This window comes from Streptomyces sp. NPDC002055 (assembly GCF_040296705.1).
Taxonomy (GTDB): Bacteria; Actinomycetota; Actinomycetes; order Streptomycetales; family Streptomycetaceae; genus Streptomyces.
Genome location: NZ_JBEOXS010000048.1, coordinates 16759 through 33704, shown reverse-complemented (window position 1 = coordinate 33704; position 16946 = coordinate 16759). Strand labels below are relative to the sequence as shown.

The 16946-nt window shown below is 72.3% G+C and carries 13 protein-coding genes; 8 read left to right on the top strand and 5 right to left on the bottom strand.

The annotated features are described in order from the left end of the window. Positions 1-2: 2 nt before the first annotated feature. On the bottom strand, positions 3-266 hold the full coding sequence (locus ABT112_RS25730) for a WhiB family transcriptional regulator (protein ID WP_004952403.1): 264 nt from the start codon (positions 264-266) through the stop codon (positions 3-5). A gap of 626 nt (positions 267-892) precedes the next feature. Here ABT112_RS25730 and ABT112_RS25725 point away from each other — a divergent pair. The 3 genes from ABT112_RS25725 to ABT112_RS25715 all read left to right on the top strand — a co-directional run bounded on the left by ABT112_RS25725 (position 893) and on the right by ABT112_RS25715 (position 3998). Next, entirely contained in the window at positions 893-1387 is a 495-nt protein-coding gene (locus ABT112_RS25725) for a cysteine dioxygenase (protein WP_351513396.1), read from the top strand. Between the two features lie 263 nt (positions 1388-1650). Further along, a complete protein-coding gene (cofD, locus tag ABT112_RS25720; protein ID WP_351513394.1) occupies positions 1651-2637 on the top strand; it encodes a 2-phospho-L-lactate transferase in 987 nt (328 codons plus the stop codon). Next, entirely contained in the window at positions 2634-3998 is a 1365-nt protein-coding gene (locus ABT112_RS25715; protein ID WP_351513392.1) for a coenzyme F420-0:L-glutamate ligase, read from the top strand. The genes cofD and ABT112_RS25715 overlap by 4 nt, the downstream gene beginning before the upstream one ends. A 373-nt stretch (positions 3999-4371) precedes the next feature. On the opposite strand, the gene ABT112_RS25710 is transcribed toward ABT112_RS25715, so the two are convergent. From ABT112_RS25710 to ABT112_RS25700, 3 genes are all read right to left on the bottom strand, one after another. After that, positions 4372-5304 (bottom strand): DNA-3-methyladenine glycosylase family protein, encoded by a 933-nt coding sequence (locus ABT112_RS25710; protein WP_502975443.1) that lies wholly within the window; start codon positions 5302-5304, stop codon positions 4372-4374. Positions 5305-5371: 67 nt separating this feature from the next. After that, positions 5372-6454, bottom strand: a complete 1083-nt coding sequence (gene manB, locus ABT112_RS25705) for a mannose-1-phosphate guanylyltransferase (RefSeq protein WP_351513390.1) — start codon at positions 6452-6454, stop codon at positions 5372-5374. 134 nt (positions 6455-6588) lie between these two features. Beyond that, entirely contained in the window at positions 6589-7920 is a 1332-nt protein-coding gene (locus ABT112_RS25700; RefSeq protein WP_351513389.1) for an N-acetylmuramoyl-L-alanine amidase, read from the bottom strand. A gap of 128 nt (positions 7921-8048) precedes the next feature. On the opposite strand from ABT112_RS25700, the gene ABT112_RS25695 reads away from it, so the two are divergent. The 4 genes from ABT112_RS25695 to ABT112_RS25680 all read left to right on the top strand — a co-directional run bounded on the left by ABT112_RS25695 (position 8049) and on the right by ABT112_RS25680 (position 14215). After that, positions 8049-8804 (top strand): TIGR03089 family protein, encoded by a 756-nt coding sequence (locus ABT112_RS25695; RefSeq protein ID WP_351513387.1) that lies wholly within the window; start codon positions 8049-8051, stop codon positions 8802-8804. Between the two features lie 182 nt (positions 8805-8986). Next, complete coding sequence (locus tag ABT112_RS25690; RefSeq protein ID WP_502975442.1) at positions 8987-10558, top strand: LCP family protein; 1572 nt, start codon at positions 8987-8989, stop codon at positions 10556-10558. A 215-nt stretch (positions 10559-10773) separates the two neighbouring features. Continuing rightward, complete coding sequence (locus ABT112_RS25685; protein WP_351513383.1) at positions 10774-12513, top strand: LCP family protein; 1740 nt, start codon at positions 10774-10776, stop codon at positions 12511-12513. A gap of 52 nt (positions 12514-12565) precedes the next feature. Beyond that, on the top strand, positions 12566-14215 hold the full coding sequence (locus tag ABT112_RS25680; RefSeq protein WP_351513381.1) for an LCP family protein: 1650 nt from the start codon (positions 12566-12568) through the stop codon (positions 14213-14215). Between the two features lie 67 nt (positions 14216-14282). On the opposite strand, the gene ABT112_RS25675 is transcribed toward ABT112_RS25680, so the two are convergent. Then, positions 14283-15308, bottom strand: coding sequence for a glycosyltransferase family 2 protein (locus tag ABT112_RS25675; protein ID WP_351513379.1), 1026 nt, complete (start codon positions 15306-15308; stop codon positions 14283-14285). Between the two features lie 196 nt (positions 15309-15504). On the opposite strand from ABT112_RS25675, the gene ABT112_RS25670 reads away from it, so the two are divergent. Beyond that, a complete protein-coding gene (locus ABT112_RS25670; protein ID WP_351513377.1) occupies positions 15505-16932 on the top strand; it encodes an LCP family protein in 1428 nt (475 codons plus the stop codon). The last annotated feature ends 14 nt before the right edge of the window (positions 16933-16946 follow it).

Sequence of the window (16946 nt, the reverse complement as noted above, 5' to 3'; positions counted from 1 at the left end):
CGTCAGACAGCGGCCTTTTTCAGACGCCGGCGCTCCCGCTCGGACAGGCCGCCCCAGATACCGAACCGCTCGTCGTTGGCCAGGGCGTACTCGAGGCACTCGGAGCGCACCTCGCAGGCGAGACAGACCTTCTTGGCCTCGCGGGTCGACCCGCCCTTTTCCGGGAAGAACGACTCGGGATCGGTCTGGGCGCACAGTGCGCGCTCCTGCCACCCGAGCTCCTCGTCCGCCTCCTCGACCAGCAGTTGCTGGAACAGCTCGGTCATGTGCGCCCCTCGTTTGTCTTTTTTTGCGTCCCCGTGATGCTGCCGTTACCGATCACGGCCGAACGACACGAGTGAAATTACAAGTGTGTGGCTCCGGGCCAGTCAAGCCGAGATCTGCTATTGAGCCCCTTATTCACTCTGCGGAACCAAAGCCGTGCGGAAAGTGTTCAAATCGCCATAAACCACTATCGGCCCTTGCTCCATCGCCACTCCCCTTCTCCTTGCAGAGGAGGACGAGAACGCGACTCGTTTCGTTGCGATCCGATCACGGAAGCGGAGCGGATCACAGTGCGGTGACGAGAAGGTAACGGCGCTCAGAGGTGCGACTGATGCCCCGTGTGTCCCAGCGGTTGAGCGCACAAACCTTTCTCCGGAGACAGCAACCGGATGAGGTGAACGATCAGCGGCGAAACGGGCGTCAAGTTGACATCCGGGGGGCGAACCGCTCTCCTTGGGGCATGCCAGTGACGCACACCCCCCTTGCCCTGGGCACGGGAGACCGCTTCCGGACCCGCCCCCGCGGGTTCCGTTGCGCTGTGCAGGCTCACTGTCGCTGTTCCAGCTGTTGATGCCCCCGCGCTCCAGCCATCTGTGCCCAAGAACTTCTCCCGAGGAACCTTCCGCACATGAACAGCGATGTTTCGATCGCCGGTGACCCGCTCGCCATCCCCCATCTGCTGCCGCCCGTACCCGCGCACCCCTCCACCGTCGCGGAGTTCGCCGGCCTCGCCCGCTCCGTCGCGGAGGACCGCGCGAGCTGGGAGCACCTCGTCCGGTACGACGCCACCAGCCGCTGGTACCACCGGCTGCGCACCGGCCCCGGCTACGAGGTGTGGCTGCTCAGCTGGGTGCCCGGCCAGGGCAGCGGACGGCACGACCACGGCAGCTCCTCCGGTGTACTGACCGTCCTGGAGGGCGAGTTGACCGAGCAGTCCGGGCAGGCACGGCGGACACTCGGGGCGGGCGCCCAGCGGGTCTTCGCGCCCGGCTACGTCCACGAGGTCACCAACGACGCACTCACCCCGGCCGTCAGCCTGCACGTCTACTTCCCGGGCCTGACCGAGATGACCATGCACAGCGGCCAGTGCTCGGCCCGGGCGGACGTGGCCGTCACCGTCTGACGGCGGGGCGGGGTGGGGTGCTCGGCGGCGTGCTCCGCGGGTGTGCGGCCGTCGGCGATCAGGCCGGTCGCCCCTGACCGTCCTCACGGGAGCGTTCTCCGGCTGGCAGGCCCACCGTCACCACCCTCAAGCGATCAGCCTCCGGCTGACAGGCCCACCCGTCGCCCACCACCACCCACAATCGACCAGCCTCCGGCTGACAGGCCCACCCGTCGCCCACCACCACCCACAATCGATCAGCCTCCGGCTGACAGACTGTCTGTATGCGCATTGTGGTTCTGGCCGGCGGCATTGGTGGCGCCCGTTTTCTCCGTGGTCTGAAGTCGGCTGCCCCCGACGCGGACATCACCGTCATCGGCAACACCGGTGACGACATCCATCTCTTCGGGCTCAAGGTCTGCCCGGACCTCGACACCGTGATGTACACGCTCGGCGGTGGCATCCACGAGGAACAGGGCTGGGGGCGGACGGACGAGTCGTTCGCCGTGAAGGAGGAGTTGGCGGCCTACGGCGTGGGCCCCGAGTGGTTCGGGCTCGGCGACCGGGACTTCGCCACCCATATCGTCCGTACGCAGATGATCGGCGCGGGCTATCCGCTCAGCGCCGTCACCGAGGCGCTGTGCGCCCGCTGGCAGCCCGGCGTCCGGCTGCTGCCGATGTCCGACGACCGGATCGAGACCCACGTCCTCATCGACACGGCGGACCTCGGCGACTCCGCCGAGGGTGCGGGCGAGGGCCGGAAGGCCGTGCACTTCCAGGAGTACTGGGTGCGGCTGCGGGCCTCCGTCCCGGCCCACGCGGTGGTGCCGGTCGGCGCCGAGCAGGCCAAACCCGCGCCCGGAGTGCTCGAAGCCATCGCCGAGGCGGACGTGGTGCTGTTCCCGCCGTCCAACCCCGTCGTCAGCATCGGCACCATCCTGGCGGTGCCCGGCGTGCGGGAGGCCATCGCCGAGGCCGGGGTGCCGGTCGTGGGGCTCTCCCCGATCGTCGGCGACGCACCGGTGCGGGGCATGGCGGACAAGGTGCTCGCCGCGGTCGGTGTGGAGTCGACCGCCGCCGCCGTCGCCCGGCACTACGGTTCCGGGCTGCTGGACGGCTGGCTCGTCGACACCGTCGACGCCGCCTCCGTGGACGAGGTGGAGGCGGCGGGCATCCGCTGCCGGGCCGTCCCGCTGATCATGAGCGACACCGAGGCGACGGCCCGGATGGCGAGCGAGGCGCTGGCGCTGGCCGCGGAGGTCCGGCCGTGAGCGCCGGCCGGGAGGCGCCGTCGTACACGGTGTGGGCGCTGCCGGGCGTTCCCGAGGTGCAGTCCGGGGACGACCTCGCCAAGCTCATCGCGGACGCCGCCACCGCACCAGGGCTGCCGGGCCTGGCCCACGGCGATGTGCTGCTGGTGACCTCGAAGATCGTCAGCAAGGCCGAGGGCCGCGTGATGGAGGCGGCGGACCGCGAGGCGGCGATCGACGCCGAGGCGGTGCGGGTCGTCGCCCGGCGCGGGCCGACCCGGATCGTCGAGACCCGGCACGGCTTCGTCATGGCCGCGGCCGGGGTCGACGCCTCCAACACCCCGGCCGGCACCGTGCTGTTGCTGCCCGAGGACCCGGACGCCTCGGCCCGGCGGATCCGCGCGGGGCTGCGCGACGCGCTCGGGGTCGACATCGGCGTGGTGGTGACCGACACGTTCGGCCGCCCCTGGCGCAACGGGCTGACCGATGTCGCCATCGGGGCCGCCGGGGTGCGGGTCCTCGACGACCTGCGGGGCGGCACCGACGCATACGGCAATCCGCTCGCCGCGACCGTCGTGGCCACCGCCGATGAACTGGCCGCCGCGGGGGATCTGGTGAAGGGGAAGGCCGATGGGCTGCCTGTCGCCGTGGTCCGCGGGCTGCCGCATGTGGTCGAGGACGGGGACAGGGACGGCGACGGGGACGGGGACGAAGGCCGGGGTGACGCCGGGGCGCGGGTTCTGGTGCGCAGTGCCGTCGACGACATGTTCCGGCTCGGGACGTCCGAGGCCGTACGGGAGGCCGTGACCCTGCGGCGCACGGTGCGGGAGTTCACGGACGAACCGGTCGACGGGGCGGCGGTGCGGCGCGCCGTGGCCGCCGCGGTGACGGCGCCCGCCCCGCACCACACGACGCCGTGGCGGTTCGTGCTGCTCGAGTCGGCAGAGACGCGGGAGCGGCTGCTCGACGCGATGCGGGACGCGTGGGTGGCCGATCTGCGGGGCGACGGCTTCACCGAGGAGAGCATCGCGAAGCGGGTGCGGCGCGGGGACGTGCTGCGGCGGGCGCCGTATCTGGTGGTGCCGTGCCTGGTCGCCGACGGTGCGCACGCCTACCCGGACGCGCGGCGGCAGGGCGCCGAACGCGAGATGTTCGTGGTGGCGGCGGGGGCAGCGGTGCAGAACCTGCTGGTCGCGCTGGCCGGGGAACGGCTCGGCTCGGCGTGGGTGTCGTCGACGATGTTCTGCCGGGACGTCGTCCGCGACGTGCTGGGGCTGCCCGGGGACTGGGACCCGATGGGGGCTGTGGCGGTGGGGCATGCGGCGGGGGTGCCGCGGGAGCGGGGGGAGCGGGGGGTGGAGGGGTTCATCGCCGTGCGGTAGCACCTGCCGGTGGGGGTGCGTTGGGGGGCGTTCCGCCGCGGGCAGGGTGCGGGCGGGTGCCGGGTGTGTGCCGCTGCTGGGCTGGGGTTGCGGGCGGGTGCCGGGGCCTCCGGGGTGGGGGGTTCCGGAACGTATATTTACGGCCCTGGGGGCCACAAATACACGGAAGCTTCCGGAACCCCCCACCCCTCCGGCCCCGGCACCCTCACGTCCGGTGGGCTCAGGGCAGGTGCCTCGAAACATCCGTGATGGGCCCTGTGCGGGAGTGATGGAGCCCCTCCTCGGCCCGGCGTGGGCGGCTCGTCCCGATGGCTCGGGCCGCCATGTGCAGGGGCTACCGACGTCCGGTGCGCTGCGGCCGTTCGGATCCGGGTCAGAGGGCTCGGATGTCGTTCGGGGTGAAGCGGGGGGCGCGGCGGGGTGGGGTGTGGCCGGAGAGGAGGATGAGGCGGCATGCGCGGTGGCGCTGGCCCGTGTAGGGGGCCAGGAGTTCCAGCATGGTCGCGTCGTCCGTGCCCCGGCGGCCGGTGAGGGCGTAGCCGACGATCTTCGGTACGTGGAGGTCGCCGACGGTGATCGCGTCGGGCGCGCCGTTGCTGCGCTGCAGGGTCTCCGCGGCCGTCCAGGGGCCGATGCCGGGGATCAGCTGGAGCCGGGCGAGGGCCGCCGGGAGGTCCATGGTCGCCGCTTCCTCCAGGCGGCGGGCGACGCGGGCGGCGCGGACGATCGTGGCCGCGCGTTTGCCGTCGACACCCGCCCGGTGCCACTCCCAGGACGGGAGCATGGCCCAGCCGTGCGCGTCGGGCATCACGTGGAGGCCGTCGAGCGGGCCGGGGGCCGGTTCGCCGTGGCGTTGGAGGAGCAGCCGCCAGGCGCGGTACGCCTCGTCGCTGGTGACCTTCTGTTCCAGGATCGACGGGATCAGGGATTCGAGGACCAGCCCGGTGCGGGTGAGCCGCAGGCCGGGGGTGCGGCGGTGCATCTCGTGGACCAGGCGGTGGCGCGGGGTGAACGCCGTCGGGTCGTCGTCGGCGCCGAGGAGGGCGGGGAGGCCGTCGAGCAGCCAGTCGGCGCCCGGGCCCCAGGCCTCGGCCTCGATCTCCCCGGAGTGCCGGGTGAAGCGGAGGGTGCCGGGGCCGGCCGGGGTGCGCCCGGTGCGCCAGACCGAGCCGTCCGGGGTGACCCGGAAGGCCGGATCGCCGGGGCCGCGGCGCAGCGGGCCGACGGTCAGGCCGGGATCGAGCGGGCCGGCGGGGCGCCAGCGGCGGGTGGCGGCCGACGCGTGCCGGGGTGTGGGCACCCGCAGCCGGCCGCCGCGGACGGTGGTGCGGGTCGGCCGGTCCTCAGGGGTCACCCTCCGAGGGTAGGCGGCGTCACTGGTCGGAGGAGAAGCGGACCGCTCCCGCCGGGATCTGTGCCTCGCACCAGATCCGGATGCCGTCCCGCAGCTCGTTGTCGGCGCCGATCACCGCGCCGTCGCCGATCACCGCGCCGTCCAGGACGGTCCGCGCGCCGATGCGGGCGCCCGCGCCGATCAGGGAGTTCTGGATCTGTGCGCCCGCGTCCACGACCGCGCCCTCCAGGACGGTGCTGCCGTCGATCCGCGCGCCCTCGCCGACGCGGGCGCCGGTGCCGACGACCGTGCCGCCGGTGAGCTTGGCGTCCGCGGCGACCTCGGCTCCTTCGAGGACCAGGCGGTCGCCGCAGCGGCCCGGGACGGCCGGGGAGGGGGCGCGGCCCAGCACGAGGTCGGCGGAGCCGCGGACGAAGGCCTGCGGGGTGCCGAGGTCCAGCCAGTAGGTGGAGTCGACCATGCCCTGGAGGTGGGCTCCGGAGGCGAGCAGGCCGGGGAAGGTCTCCCGTTCGACCGAGACCGGCCGCCCGTCGGGGATGGAGTCGATGACGGAGCGGTTGAAGACGTAGGCGCCCGCGTTGATCTGGTCGGTGACGATCTCCTCGGGCGTCTGCGGCTTCTCCAGGAAGGCGGTGACGCGGCCGTCGGCGTCCGTGGGCACCAGGCCGAACGCCCGCGGGTCCTCGACCCGGGTGAGGTGCAGGGAGACGTCCGCGCCGGAGGTGCGGTGGGTGTCGACCAGGGCGCGGATGTCGAGGCCGGTGAGGATGTCGCCGTTGAAGATGAGCACCGGCTCGTCGGGGCCGGAGTGCAGGCGCGAGGCGACGTTGCGGATGGCGCCGCCGGTGCCGAGCGGCTCGTGCTCGGTGACGTACTCCAGGTGCAGTCCGAGGGACGAGCCGTCACCGAAGTACGGCTCGAACACCTCGGCGAGGTAGGACGTGGCGAGCACCACGTGCTCGACCCCGGCCGCCCGGGCGCGGGCCAACTGGTGGGTGAGGAACGGCACACCGGCTGCCGGGACCATGGGCTTCGGCGTGTGCACCGTCAGCGGGCGGAGCCGCGTGCCCTTGCCGCCGACCAGGAGGATCGCTTCTGTCACCTTGTCTTCTCTGCTTCCTGCCAGGGGTCGGCTGACGGGCCCCCACCGGTTGAGGCCGGCGGCCAGTGTAAGCAGACGCCGACCGGCTGACGTGGACTGACGCTCGGCTCAGCCGAAGTGGACCGGGTCGGTCCTCACCGCCCCTGAGCTCTGGCGGCGGTGCTGCGGATCGAGCCGAGCTTGCTGTAGAGGCGGGCTCCGGGGCAGTCGGTGGAGAAACCGTCGCGGTGCCCGGAGATGACGTTGAGCGAGACCTTGGTGCCCTTCTTGTACTTGTTGCTGCCGCCGGACACCAGAGTGACCTTGCCGGCCGGGTTTCTGCCGAACAGGCCGAGCTTCCAGGCGGACAGTGCGGCGACGGACCGCACCGCCGCGGCGGGTGGTGTGACGCCCGAGAAGCTCCCGATGACCGCAATGCCCATCGTGTTGGTGTTGAAACCGAGCGTGTGTGCGCCCATCACGGCTCTGGCCACGCCGCCGGCCCGGCCCTCGTAGATCTTTCCGCACTTGTCGATGGCGAAGTTGTAGCCGAAGTCCCTCCAGCCCAGGCTCTTGACGTGGTAGCGGTAGATGCTGCGGAGCACGGACGGCGCCTGCTTGCAGGTGTAGTTGTTGCCGCTGGCCGTGTGGTGCACGAACGCGGCCTTCACGGTCTTGGTGTAGAGGAAGTTCCGCTCACGCAGCGACTCGTCCGCGCCCCAGCCGTGGCGGGTGACGATGCCGGGCCGCGGGCCGACGTAGGCGCGGGTCGCGACGGAGCCGTTCGCTCCGGTGACGGCGTCCGGGTCGTCCTCCGGCGTCGTCTCCTGGGCGAGAGCCGGGATCTCGGTGGCTCCCAGCGGCGCCAGTTCGGCGTTGACCGCGGAGGCCGCCGCTTCCTCCGGGGTCTGCTCCGGCGGTTCGGCGGTCCGGCCGGCCCCGGCGGCGGGGGCGTCGTCCGGCGAGACGAGCTCGATGCGCAGCCCGCCGGGCAGCGCGGTCGGGGCGCCCCGGTCGGAGGCCGGCTCGGGCAGCGCCTGGACCTGCACGCCGTCGGAGTCGCCGACCCAGAGCGGGGCGGTGCTGCCGTGCATCCGGCCGCCGTTCCGCTCGGGCGAATCGAGGTCGGGCTGGTCGTCGTTGTGGGTCTGCAGGTCCTGCCAGGAGGTCCAGCGGCCGGTGTCCGCGGCGCGGGTGCGGATCCGCACCTGTCCGTGGAAGTCGGCTGCCGGGTCGTCCCAGACGACACCCACCAGGGAGAACGGCCGGACGTCACGCTTCGGGAGGCCCTGCGGGGCACCGGCGTCCGGGGAGGTGGTCCCGGCGCGGTCGGGGCCGCCCAGCGGACCGAGGGGCAGCGACTGGGTGCTGCCGGGCACATGGGGCTCGGCGGGGGCTGCGGCGGCCGCTCCGGCGGGCGGAGCGAGCGGGAGCGCGAGAGCGGCCGTGCAGGCGACGCCGATGGAAGAAGCAAGGAGTCCACGCATGAACAAAATCGTGGGCATATCACGACAATCTGTCTATTCGTGATCTGACGGGCTGTCTGCCGAACAGGTGAGCTCCGCGGGCCCGTGACCGACTCCTCCTGCTTGCCCGGCCGCGTACCCTTGCGCGGGTGAACGCCACCGATCGCACCCCTGCCGACCTGCTGCGATCCGCGCTCGCCGCGGACCCGGCCCGCCCCCTGGTCACCTTCTACGACGACGCCACCGGCGAACGCGTCGAACTGTCCGTGGCCACCTTCGCCAATTGGGTGGCGAAGACCGCCAACCTGCTCCAGGACGATCTCGGAGCCGAGCCGGGCGACCGGGTCGCGCTGCTGCTGCCCGCCCACTGGCAGACGGCCGTCTGGGTACTCGCCTGCTCCTCGACCGGAGTTGTCGCGGACCTGGGAGGCGACCCCGCGGCCGCCGATCTGGTGGTCAGCGGCCCGGACACCCTCGACGAGGCGCGCGCCTGCCGCGGGGAGCGCATGGCGCTCGCCCTCCGCCCCCTGGGCGGCCGCTTCCCCGAGACCCCGGCGGGCTTCGCCGACTACGCGGTGGAGGTGCCCAGCCAGGGCGACCGCTTCGCCCCGTACGCGCCGGTCGACCCGGACTCCCCCGCGCTGGCCTTCGCGGGCTCCGGCGAACTCACCGGCGCCGGGACGGTCGAGCGGGCGCGGGCCGACGCGGCGGCGCACGGCCTGACCCCCGCCTCGCGCCAGCTGTCCGGGCTCCCCTACGACAGCTGGGACGGTCTGTCGGCCGGGCTGCTGGCCCCGCTGGCGGCCGGCGGTTCCGTCGTCCTCTGCCGGCATCTCGACCGGCTGCCGCCGCAGGCCCTGGAGCAGCGGCGGGAGAGCGAACGGGTCACCACGACGGCGGGCTGAGCACCGGCTCGGACCGCCACTCGTCCGGCGCACAGCGGGCCTGGCCTGCCGGGTGCGCCGACCTCCCGGAGTGATGATGGGCGCGAAAGTGCAGTCGTACGCACAACCAAGCGAGGGGCTCGACCGTCTGCTCCTGTGACCGGCGGGCCCGCGCGGAGCGAAGCCGCCTTACTCCGTGAGGGATGGACGCAGACGTGACCGACAGTGCTGGCACACCCGAGGAGCCCGAGGACTCCTCCGGGCGCGAGCGGGCGGACGGTGCGCCCCGGGCCGGGGACCCGGCACCGGGCGGCGCGCCGTCCGGCGGCCGCTCTTCGAAGGCCGGTGCCTCGAAGGCCGGTGCCTCGGACGCGGAGGCTGCGGACGCTGGCGCCTCGGACACGGGTGCTTCGGATGCAGGCGCCTCGGACGCCGGTGCCTCGGATGTCGGTGCTTCCGACGCGGCGCCGGAGGACGCAGCGTCGGGGAAGGCGGCGCCGGAGGACAGCGGCCCCTCGGACCGGGACGTCGTGGACGGTGCCGCCGCCGCGACGGCCTCCTCGGCGGGAGACGACTCGCGGGGTGACGCCGCGACGGGTGACGGATCCGAGTCCGCGCCCCACGGCCGATGGCGGCCCTGGCTGCGCCGGACGGCCCTGGTGGCCTCGGTGGCGGTGCTGGTGGCGGCCGGCGCGAGCTGGATGATCTACCAGAAGCTCGAAGGCAACATCACCACGGACACCGGCACGGCCGAGGAGCTGAAGCGGTACGAGGCCGAGCGCCCGGCGCCGATGGTGCACGACGCCCGGAACGTCCTGCTCATCGGCTCCGACAACCGGGGCGACGGCAACAGCAAGTACGGCCGGGACAACGGCACGCAGCGCTCGGACACCACGATCCTGCTGCACCTGGCCGCGGACCGGAAGAGCGCCACCGGGGTCAGCATCCCGCGGGACCTGATGGTGGACGTGCCCGCCTGCCGGAAGCCGGACGGCAGCCGCACCAAGCCGCAGTTCGCCCAGTTCAACTCGGCGTTCGAGGTGGCGGGCCCGGCCTGCACGATCCGTACCGTGGAGAACCTCACCGGCATCCGGGTCGACCACCACATGATCGTGGACTTCACCGGGTTCAAGCGGATGGTGAACGCGGTGCACGGGGTGGAGGTCTGCCTCAAGGATCCCGTGGACGACCGGGAGGCCCATCTGAAGCTGCCCGCCGGCCGGCAGAAGCTCAACGGCGAGCAGGCACTGGGCTACGTCCGCGCCCGCTACAGCATCGGCAACGGCAGCGACACCGAGCGGATGGACCGGCAGCAGCAGTTCCTCGGCGCCCTGGTGAAGAAGGTGCAGAGCAACGGGGTGCTGCTGAACCCGGCCCGGCTCTACCCGGTGCTGGACGCCGCGACGTCCTCGCTCACCACGGACTCCGGGCTGGACTCGCTGCGGGAGCTGTACGACCTGGCCCGCAGTTTGCGCAAGATCCCGACCGACCGCGTACAGTTCCTCACCGTGCCGCGCCGGGCGTACTCGCTCAACGCGAACCGGGACGAACTCGTCCAGCCGGACGCGGCTCAGCTGTTCAATCTCCTCCGTAACGACCTCCCCGTATCGGTCGCGCCCAAGCGGCGCGAGGCCGGTGCGACCCCCAGCTCCCGGCCGGACAACAGACCGGGAACGATGACCGGTGATCAGCGGACGGCGCGCCCCGGCGCCGAGCCGACCGATCCGGCTCCCACCTACCGCGGAACAACAGCGGCGAACGGTATGTGCGGATGAATTCGAGGGGCGTGGAGACCCCGCGCGAAAGGGATTGGGCAGATTGCCCAGTTGTAGGGGAGTGGAATTTGTCACCGGCGTCGCCCGACGCTGAACTGGGCGGATAGTGTGAGCGACCCGGTGCTGCCCGACCTCTCGTGGGGCAGCCGAGGACGATGGACCGAGCGCCTTGAGGGGGAGGCGCCGCGTGGCACCGACGGAGGATTCAGGCAACCGTGGACGCGCAAGAACGTGGGCGGGCGGGCAATATCGATCCCGCGGACCAGTGGGTGTTCGACCCGGACACCGGTAATTACGAACTGCGACTGGAACCTTCCGCAGAGCAGTCGGCTCCCCCTACGCAGCGCAGAGCGTCCAGAAGGGCCGCCGCCGCGCCGGTCGACGACGACACCCGCCCGCTGCCCACGCAGCGCGGCCGGCGTGCCGCGGGTGCGGGTGCCGGTGCCAGTGCCAGTGCCGGTGCCGGTGCCGGACGCGGTACGCCGCAGCCCGGCAGCAGCCGGCGGAAGCCGAAGGCGAAGGCGTCGGGCAAGAAGCGGGCCATGCACTGGACCGGTGGCGTGATGGCCTTCGTCCTGGTCGCCGGCGGTGCGGGCGCGTACTTCGTGTACGAGCACTTCAACGGCAATCTGAACACGGTCGACGTCGGTGACGCGGGCAGTGGCGACACCATCCCCGACGGGCCGATGAACATCCTCGTCCTCGGCACCGACGTCCGGACCGGCAAGGGCAACGACGGCTACGGCGACTCGGGCAGCGTCGGCCACGCGGACACCACGATCCTCTTCCATGTGTCGGCGGACCGCTCCAACGCCACGGCGATGAGCATCCCCCGCGACCTGATCACCGACATCCCCGACTGCCCGACCAAGCAGAAGGACGGGTCGACGAAGGTCATTCCGGGGACGCCGAAGACCCGGTTCAACACCAGCCTCGGGCAGGAGGGGCGCGACCCCGGCTGCACCATGCGGACGGTCAAGAAGCTCACCGGCCTGACGGTCAACCACTTCATGATGGCCGACTTCAACGCGGTGAAGTCCCTGACGACCGCCGTGGGCGGCGTCGACGTGTGCCTCGGCAAGGACATCGACGACCCGGACTCCCACCTCAAGCTGAACAAGGGCCCGCACACCCTGCAGGGTGAGCAGGCGCTGGCGTTCGTCCGGACCCGCCACTCGGTGGGCACCGGCGGCGACTTGAGCCGGATCGAGCTGCAGCAGCAGTTCCTCAGCTCGATGATCCGCAAGATGAAGTCGAACGAGACGCTCACCGACGGCAGCAAGCTCTGGAAGCTGGCGAACGCGGCCACCAAGGCGCTGACCGTCGACACCGGCATAGGCAGCATCAAGAAACTCAGCGACCTGGGCCAGAATCTGAGCGGGGTCGACACCAAGAACATCACGTTCGCGACCCTGCCGGTCATCGACAACCCGGCCGAGAAGGTCAAGACCACGGTCGTCCTCAACGAACAGCCCGCGGAGCAGCTCTTCGCGATGATGCGGGCCGACCAGTCGCTGACCGAGGTCAAGAAGAAGGCGAAGGCCAAGGAGGCCGCCAAGCTCAAGGGGCCCAAGGCGGATCCGGCCGACGTGCGTGTCGAGGTGCTCAACGGCGGGGGGCCGTTCGGTGCCGCACAGGACACCGTCGACTGGATGCAGAACACCGAGGGTGTGCTGAAGTCCAGCAACGGCGGCAACGCCACCGGCACGAAGCTGAAGAAGACCACGCTGGAGTACGCGCCGAACCAGGCCGACCAGGCGCGGCGGCTCGCCGACATGATGGGCCTGTCGGCGTCGGCTCTGAAGCCGGGCGGCAAGAACGCCGCACCGAGGGCGAACATGACCCTCACGCTCGGCGCCGACTTCAAGTCCGCCGGGACGCCGCTGACCGCACCGCAGAAGGCACCGGAAGGCGTCCAGAAGGTCCACGCGGACAAGCAGGTCTGCGCCAAGTGACACGGCCGCCGCTCGGGCGGGTCGGCACAACCGAATCCATGGGGGAGGCCCGATGCGGCAGAGCAGTGTTCAGGGACCGGGAGCGCAACGCCGCACCTCCGGTGCCGAGACGACGGAGCCGGGCGGGGGCCCGCGCCGGGACGGGGCCGGGACGGGCGACGTACCGGGGCAGCGCCGGGGCGGCCGGCACCAGGGGGGCGGGCCGCCGGGGCCCGGTGGCAAACGCCGGGTCCTGCGCTGGGTCTCCACCACGCTGGCCGTCCTGATACTCGGGACGGCCGGCGCCGGATACCTCTACTACGAGCACCTCAACGGCAATCTCGACAAGGACGATCTGAACCTCGGCGACAACAAGCTCGACAAGAGTGCGCCGAACGCCGCCGGTCAGACGCCGCTCAACATCCTGCTGCTGGGCTCGGACAGCCGGAAGTCCAAGGAGAACGTCAAGCTGGGCGGGGCCCGGGCCGACCGGGACCGCCCGGCGCTCGCCGATGTGCAGATGCTGCTGCACGTCTCGGCCGACCGCAGCAACATGTCGGTGATCAGCGTCCCGCGCGACACCCGGGTGACGATCCCGCGGTGCACCGACAAGAAGGACAGCGACAAGGTCTATCCGGAGACCAGCGACACCATCAACTCCAGCCTGGCGCACGGCGGTCCGGGCTGCACGGTGGCGACCTGGGAGGAGCTCACCGGCATCCCGATCGATCACTTCATGATGATCGACTTCTCGGGTGTGGTGGACATGGCCGACGCGGTCGGCGGCGTTCCGGTCTGCGTGGAAAACAACGTCTACGACGCCAAATCCGGGCTGCGGCTGAAGAAGGGCGACTCGACCATCAAGGGCGTGCAGGCCCTGCAGTGGCTGCGCACCCGGCACGGCTTCGAGGACGGCAGCGACATCGGCCGGGCCAAGGCCCAGCACCTGTACATGAACGCGATGGTGCGCCAGCTCAAGGCCGGAACGAAGCTCACCGACCCGGACAAGCTCACCGACCTCGCCGAGGCGGCCACCAAGGCACTCACCGTGGACGACGGCCTGGGCACCGTGAAGAAGCTCTACGACCTGGGCAACGACCTCAAGCGGGTGCCGACGAAGCGGATCACCATGGCGACCATGCCCTGGGTCCCCGACGCGCAGAACCCCGCCCATGTCATCCCCAAGCCGGGCGATGCCGACAAGACCTTCTCGCTGATGCGGAACGACGTCGGGCTCGACGGCAAGGACAAGAAGAAGCACGGGCCGAAGAAGAAGCCCGTGCCGAGCGACCCGGCCGCCCCCAAGGGGGAGATCCCGGTCACCGTGCAGAACGGCACCGGCACCGCGGCGCAGATCGCGGTCCGCGGCCGGGCCGCCACGATCGCCGGGCAGCTCACCCGGCTCGGCTTCGCCCAGGCCGCCACCGACGCGACCCCGAAGTCCCGGGCGGACACCACGGTCTCCTACGCCAAGGCGGACCAGCGCGGTGACGCCCAGGCGGTGGCCAAGGCCCTGGGGCTGCCGGACAGCGCCGTGCGGCCGGCGGCGGAGGTCTCGCAGGTCACCCTGGTCATCGGGGCCGACTGGCGGACCGGAATGGAGTACCCGAAGTCCGCGGGGGCCGAGAAGCCCGGCGACGACAAGGCCCCGGACAGCGCCGACGCGCTGAAGGGCGACGACAAGTCCGCCTGCATGAAGGTGAACCCGGCGAACGTCTGGTGACAGCGGCTTACGCAGCAGGGGCCGGACCCGTCGGGTCCGGCCCCTGCTGCGTACGGGTGGCGGTCGGCTATCCGGCGAGCACCGCGGGGCGCCGGCTGGCGATGACCTTGCGCGCCAGCGCCCGGGGGCTCGTCAGGAAGCCCCAGCCCCAGGCCATGTGCATGGTGGCCAGCGCGATCGGGATGCGCAGCCGGGCCTTCAGCGGCAGGCCGCGGCCGGCCGGGACCGAGCCCGCCGCGATGGCCGCGAGGTACCCGCCCGGGACCAGGAAGCCCCACGGGGTCAGCGCCGCGCCGACGACGATTCCGGCGGCGATGGCGGTCAGCGCGGTCGGCGGAGCCAGGTAGCGGAGGTTGATCGAGCCCTGGTGGTAGCGGGCCACCACGTGCCGCCAACGGCCGTAGTCCTTGTACTGCTTGCCGAGGGCCCGCACCGACGGCCGCGGCCGGTAGGAGACCTTCAGCTCCGGGGAGAACCAGATCAGCCCGCCGGCCTCGCGGATCCGGAAGTTCAGCTCCCAGTCCTGGGCCCGGATGAACTCCTCGTTGTACCCGCCCTGCTGCTCCAGGGCCTCCCGGCGGAAGACACCGAGGTAGACCGTCTCGGCCGGGCCTGCCGCGCCACCGGTGTGGAAGGCGGCGTTGCCGACGCCGATCTTCGAGGTCATGGCCGCGGCGACGGCGTGCTCCCAGTCGTTCTCCCCCTCGGCGTGCATGATGCCGCCGACGTTCTGCGCGCCCGTCTCCGCAAGGAGCCGCACCGCCGTGGCGATGTAGTCCGGGGAGAGCATGCCGTGCCCGTCGACCCGGACCACGACCGGATGCCGGGACGCCTTGATGGCCGCGTTGAGCGCGGCGGGGGTGCGGCCCGTCGGGTTCGGCACGGTGTGCACCCGGGGGTCCTCGGCCACGAGCTGGGCGGCGATCTCGTCCGTCCGGTCCGCCGACGGGCCGAGGGCGATCACCACCTCGAGCTCACCGGCGTACTCCTGCTCCAGGATGTGCCGCACCGCATTGCGCAGATGCCGTTCCTCATTGAGCACCGGCATGATCACGGAGACGGCCGGGAGCTTCGCTTCGGGTGCTGCGGGCAACGGTGGGTCCTCGGGGGTACGGGGGCCGCGCCCCCGGAGACTGCAGGTCGGCACTCACGTTACCGCGAATGGCCGACACGCCCGTACGCGGCCGAGTGGCAGGGCGGTGCGCGGGCGGCGTGGGGCCACGGGATGCAGATCGTATGGACCTACCGTGAGTTCGGTCACGCCCCACGCGCCCGCGGAGGTGTCATCTGTGACCGTCCCGGCTCCCCCCACCCAGCCGCACCCCCGCACCGTGCCCCCGCCGCGCCGCCCCCGCTGGGGGGTGCGGCTGGCCACGGCGGGAGCCGCGCTCCTGCTGGCCGGCGCCGGAGCCGGGCACGCGATGGTGACCGGGCTGGACACCGCGATCGGCAGGGTCGACCCCTTCGCCGGCCTCAACGACCGGCCGCGCGGCACCGAGGGGCTGAACTTCCTGGTCGTCGGCACGGACGGGCGGGAGAGGCTCGACCCGGCGACCCGCCGGAAGTACCACCTCGGCGGCGCCCCCTGCCGGTGCACCGACACCATCATGGTGGTGCACCTCTCGGCGGACCGGGACCGCGCCTCCGTCGTCAGCATCCCGCGCGACAGCTACGTGCAGCTGCCCGAGCACACCGACCCGGCCACCGGGGAGCAGTTCCCCGCCCACCCGGGGAAGATCAACGCGGCCTACGCCCAGGGCGGTCCCCGGCTCACCGTCCGCACCGTCGAGCAGATGACCGGCATCCACATCGACCACTACCTCGAAGTGGACTTCACCAGCTTCATGCGGACCGTGGACGCCCTCGGCGGGGTGGAGATCTGTGCCGTGCGCCCGATGCGGGACAGCTACACCGGCCTGGACCTGCCGGTCGGCACCCGCCGGCTGAACGGCGGCGAGGCCCTGCAGTACGTGCGCTCCCGGCATGTGGACGGCGCCGCCGACCTGGGCCGGATGCGCCGTCAGCAGCACTTCATGGCGGCGCTGGTGCAGCGCGTCACCAGCGGCGGGGTGCTGATGAACCCGGTGCTGCTCAACAAGGTGGCGGGCACGCTGGTGGGCTCGGTCCGCGCGGACCGGGGGCTCGGCGCGGACGAACTGATGGACCTCGGCCGGGCGATGCGCGGCTTCTCCCCGGCCTCCTCGGAGTTCGTCTCCGTGCCGGTCGCGGACGCCGGGTACCGGGTGCCGGGCCTGGGCTCCACCGTGCGCTGGGACACCGCCAAGGCCACGAAGATCTTCCGTGCTCTCCGGGCCGACCGGCCGCTCGCGGTCCGGCACCGGCGGGGCGGCCGCGGCAAGCTGGTCGAGGTCGCGCCGCAGCGGATCCGGGTGCAGGTGGAGAACGGCACCGACCGCGCCGGCCTGGGCACCCGGGCGGACACGGCCCTGCGGAAGGCCGGCTTCGTCACCTCCGGTGCCCCCGTGACCGCGGCGGCCCCGGTGCGGCGCACCGTCATCGGCTACGACCCGGGCTGGGACCGCTCGGCCCGTACGCTCGCCGCCGCGCTGCCCGGCGCCGAACTGCGGCCGGTGTACGGCCAGGGCCCGGTGATGCGGGTCACGGTCGGACCGGACTTCCGGTCCGTGCGGCGGGTGCGGGTGGCGGACGCGCTGGACGACGCGGCGCTCACCGGCGACCACATCATGTGCCGCTGAGGGGCCGCCCGGGG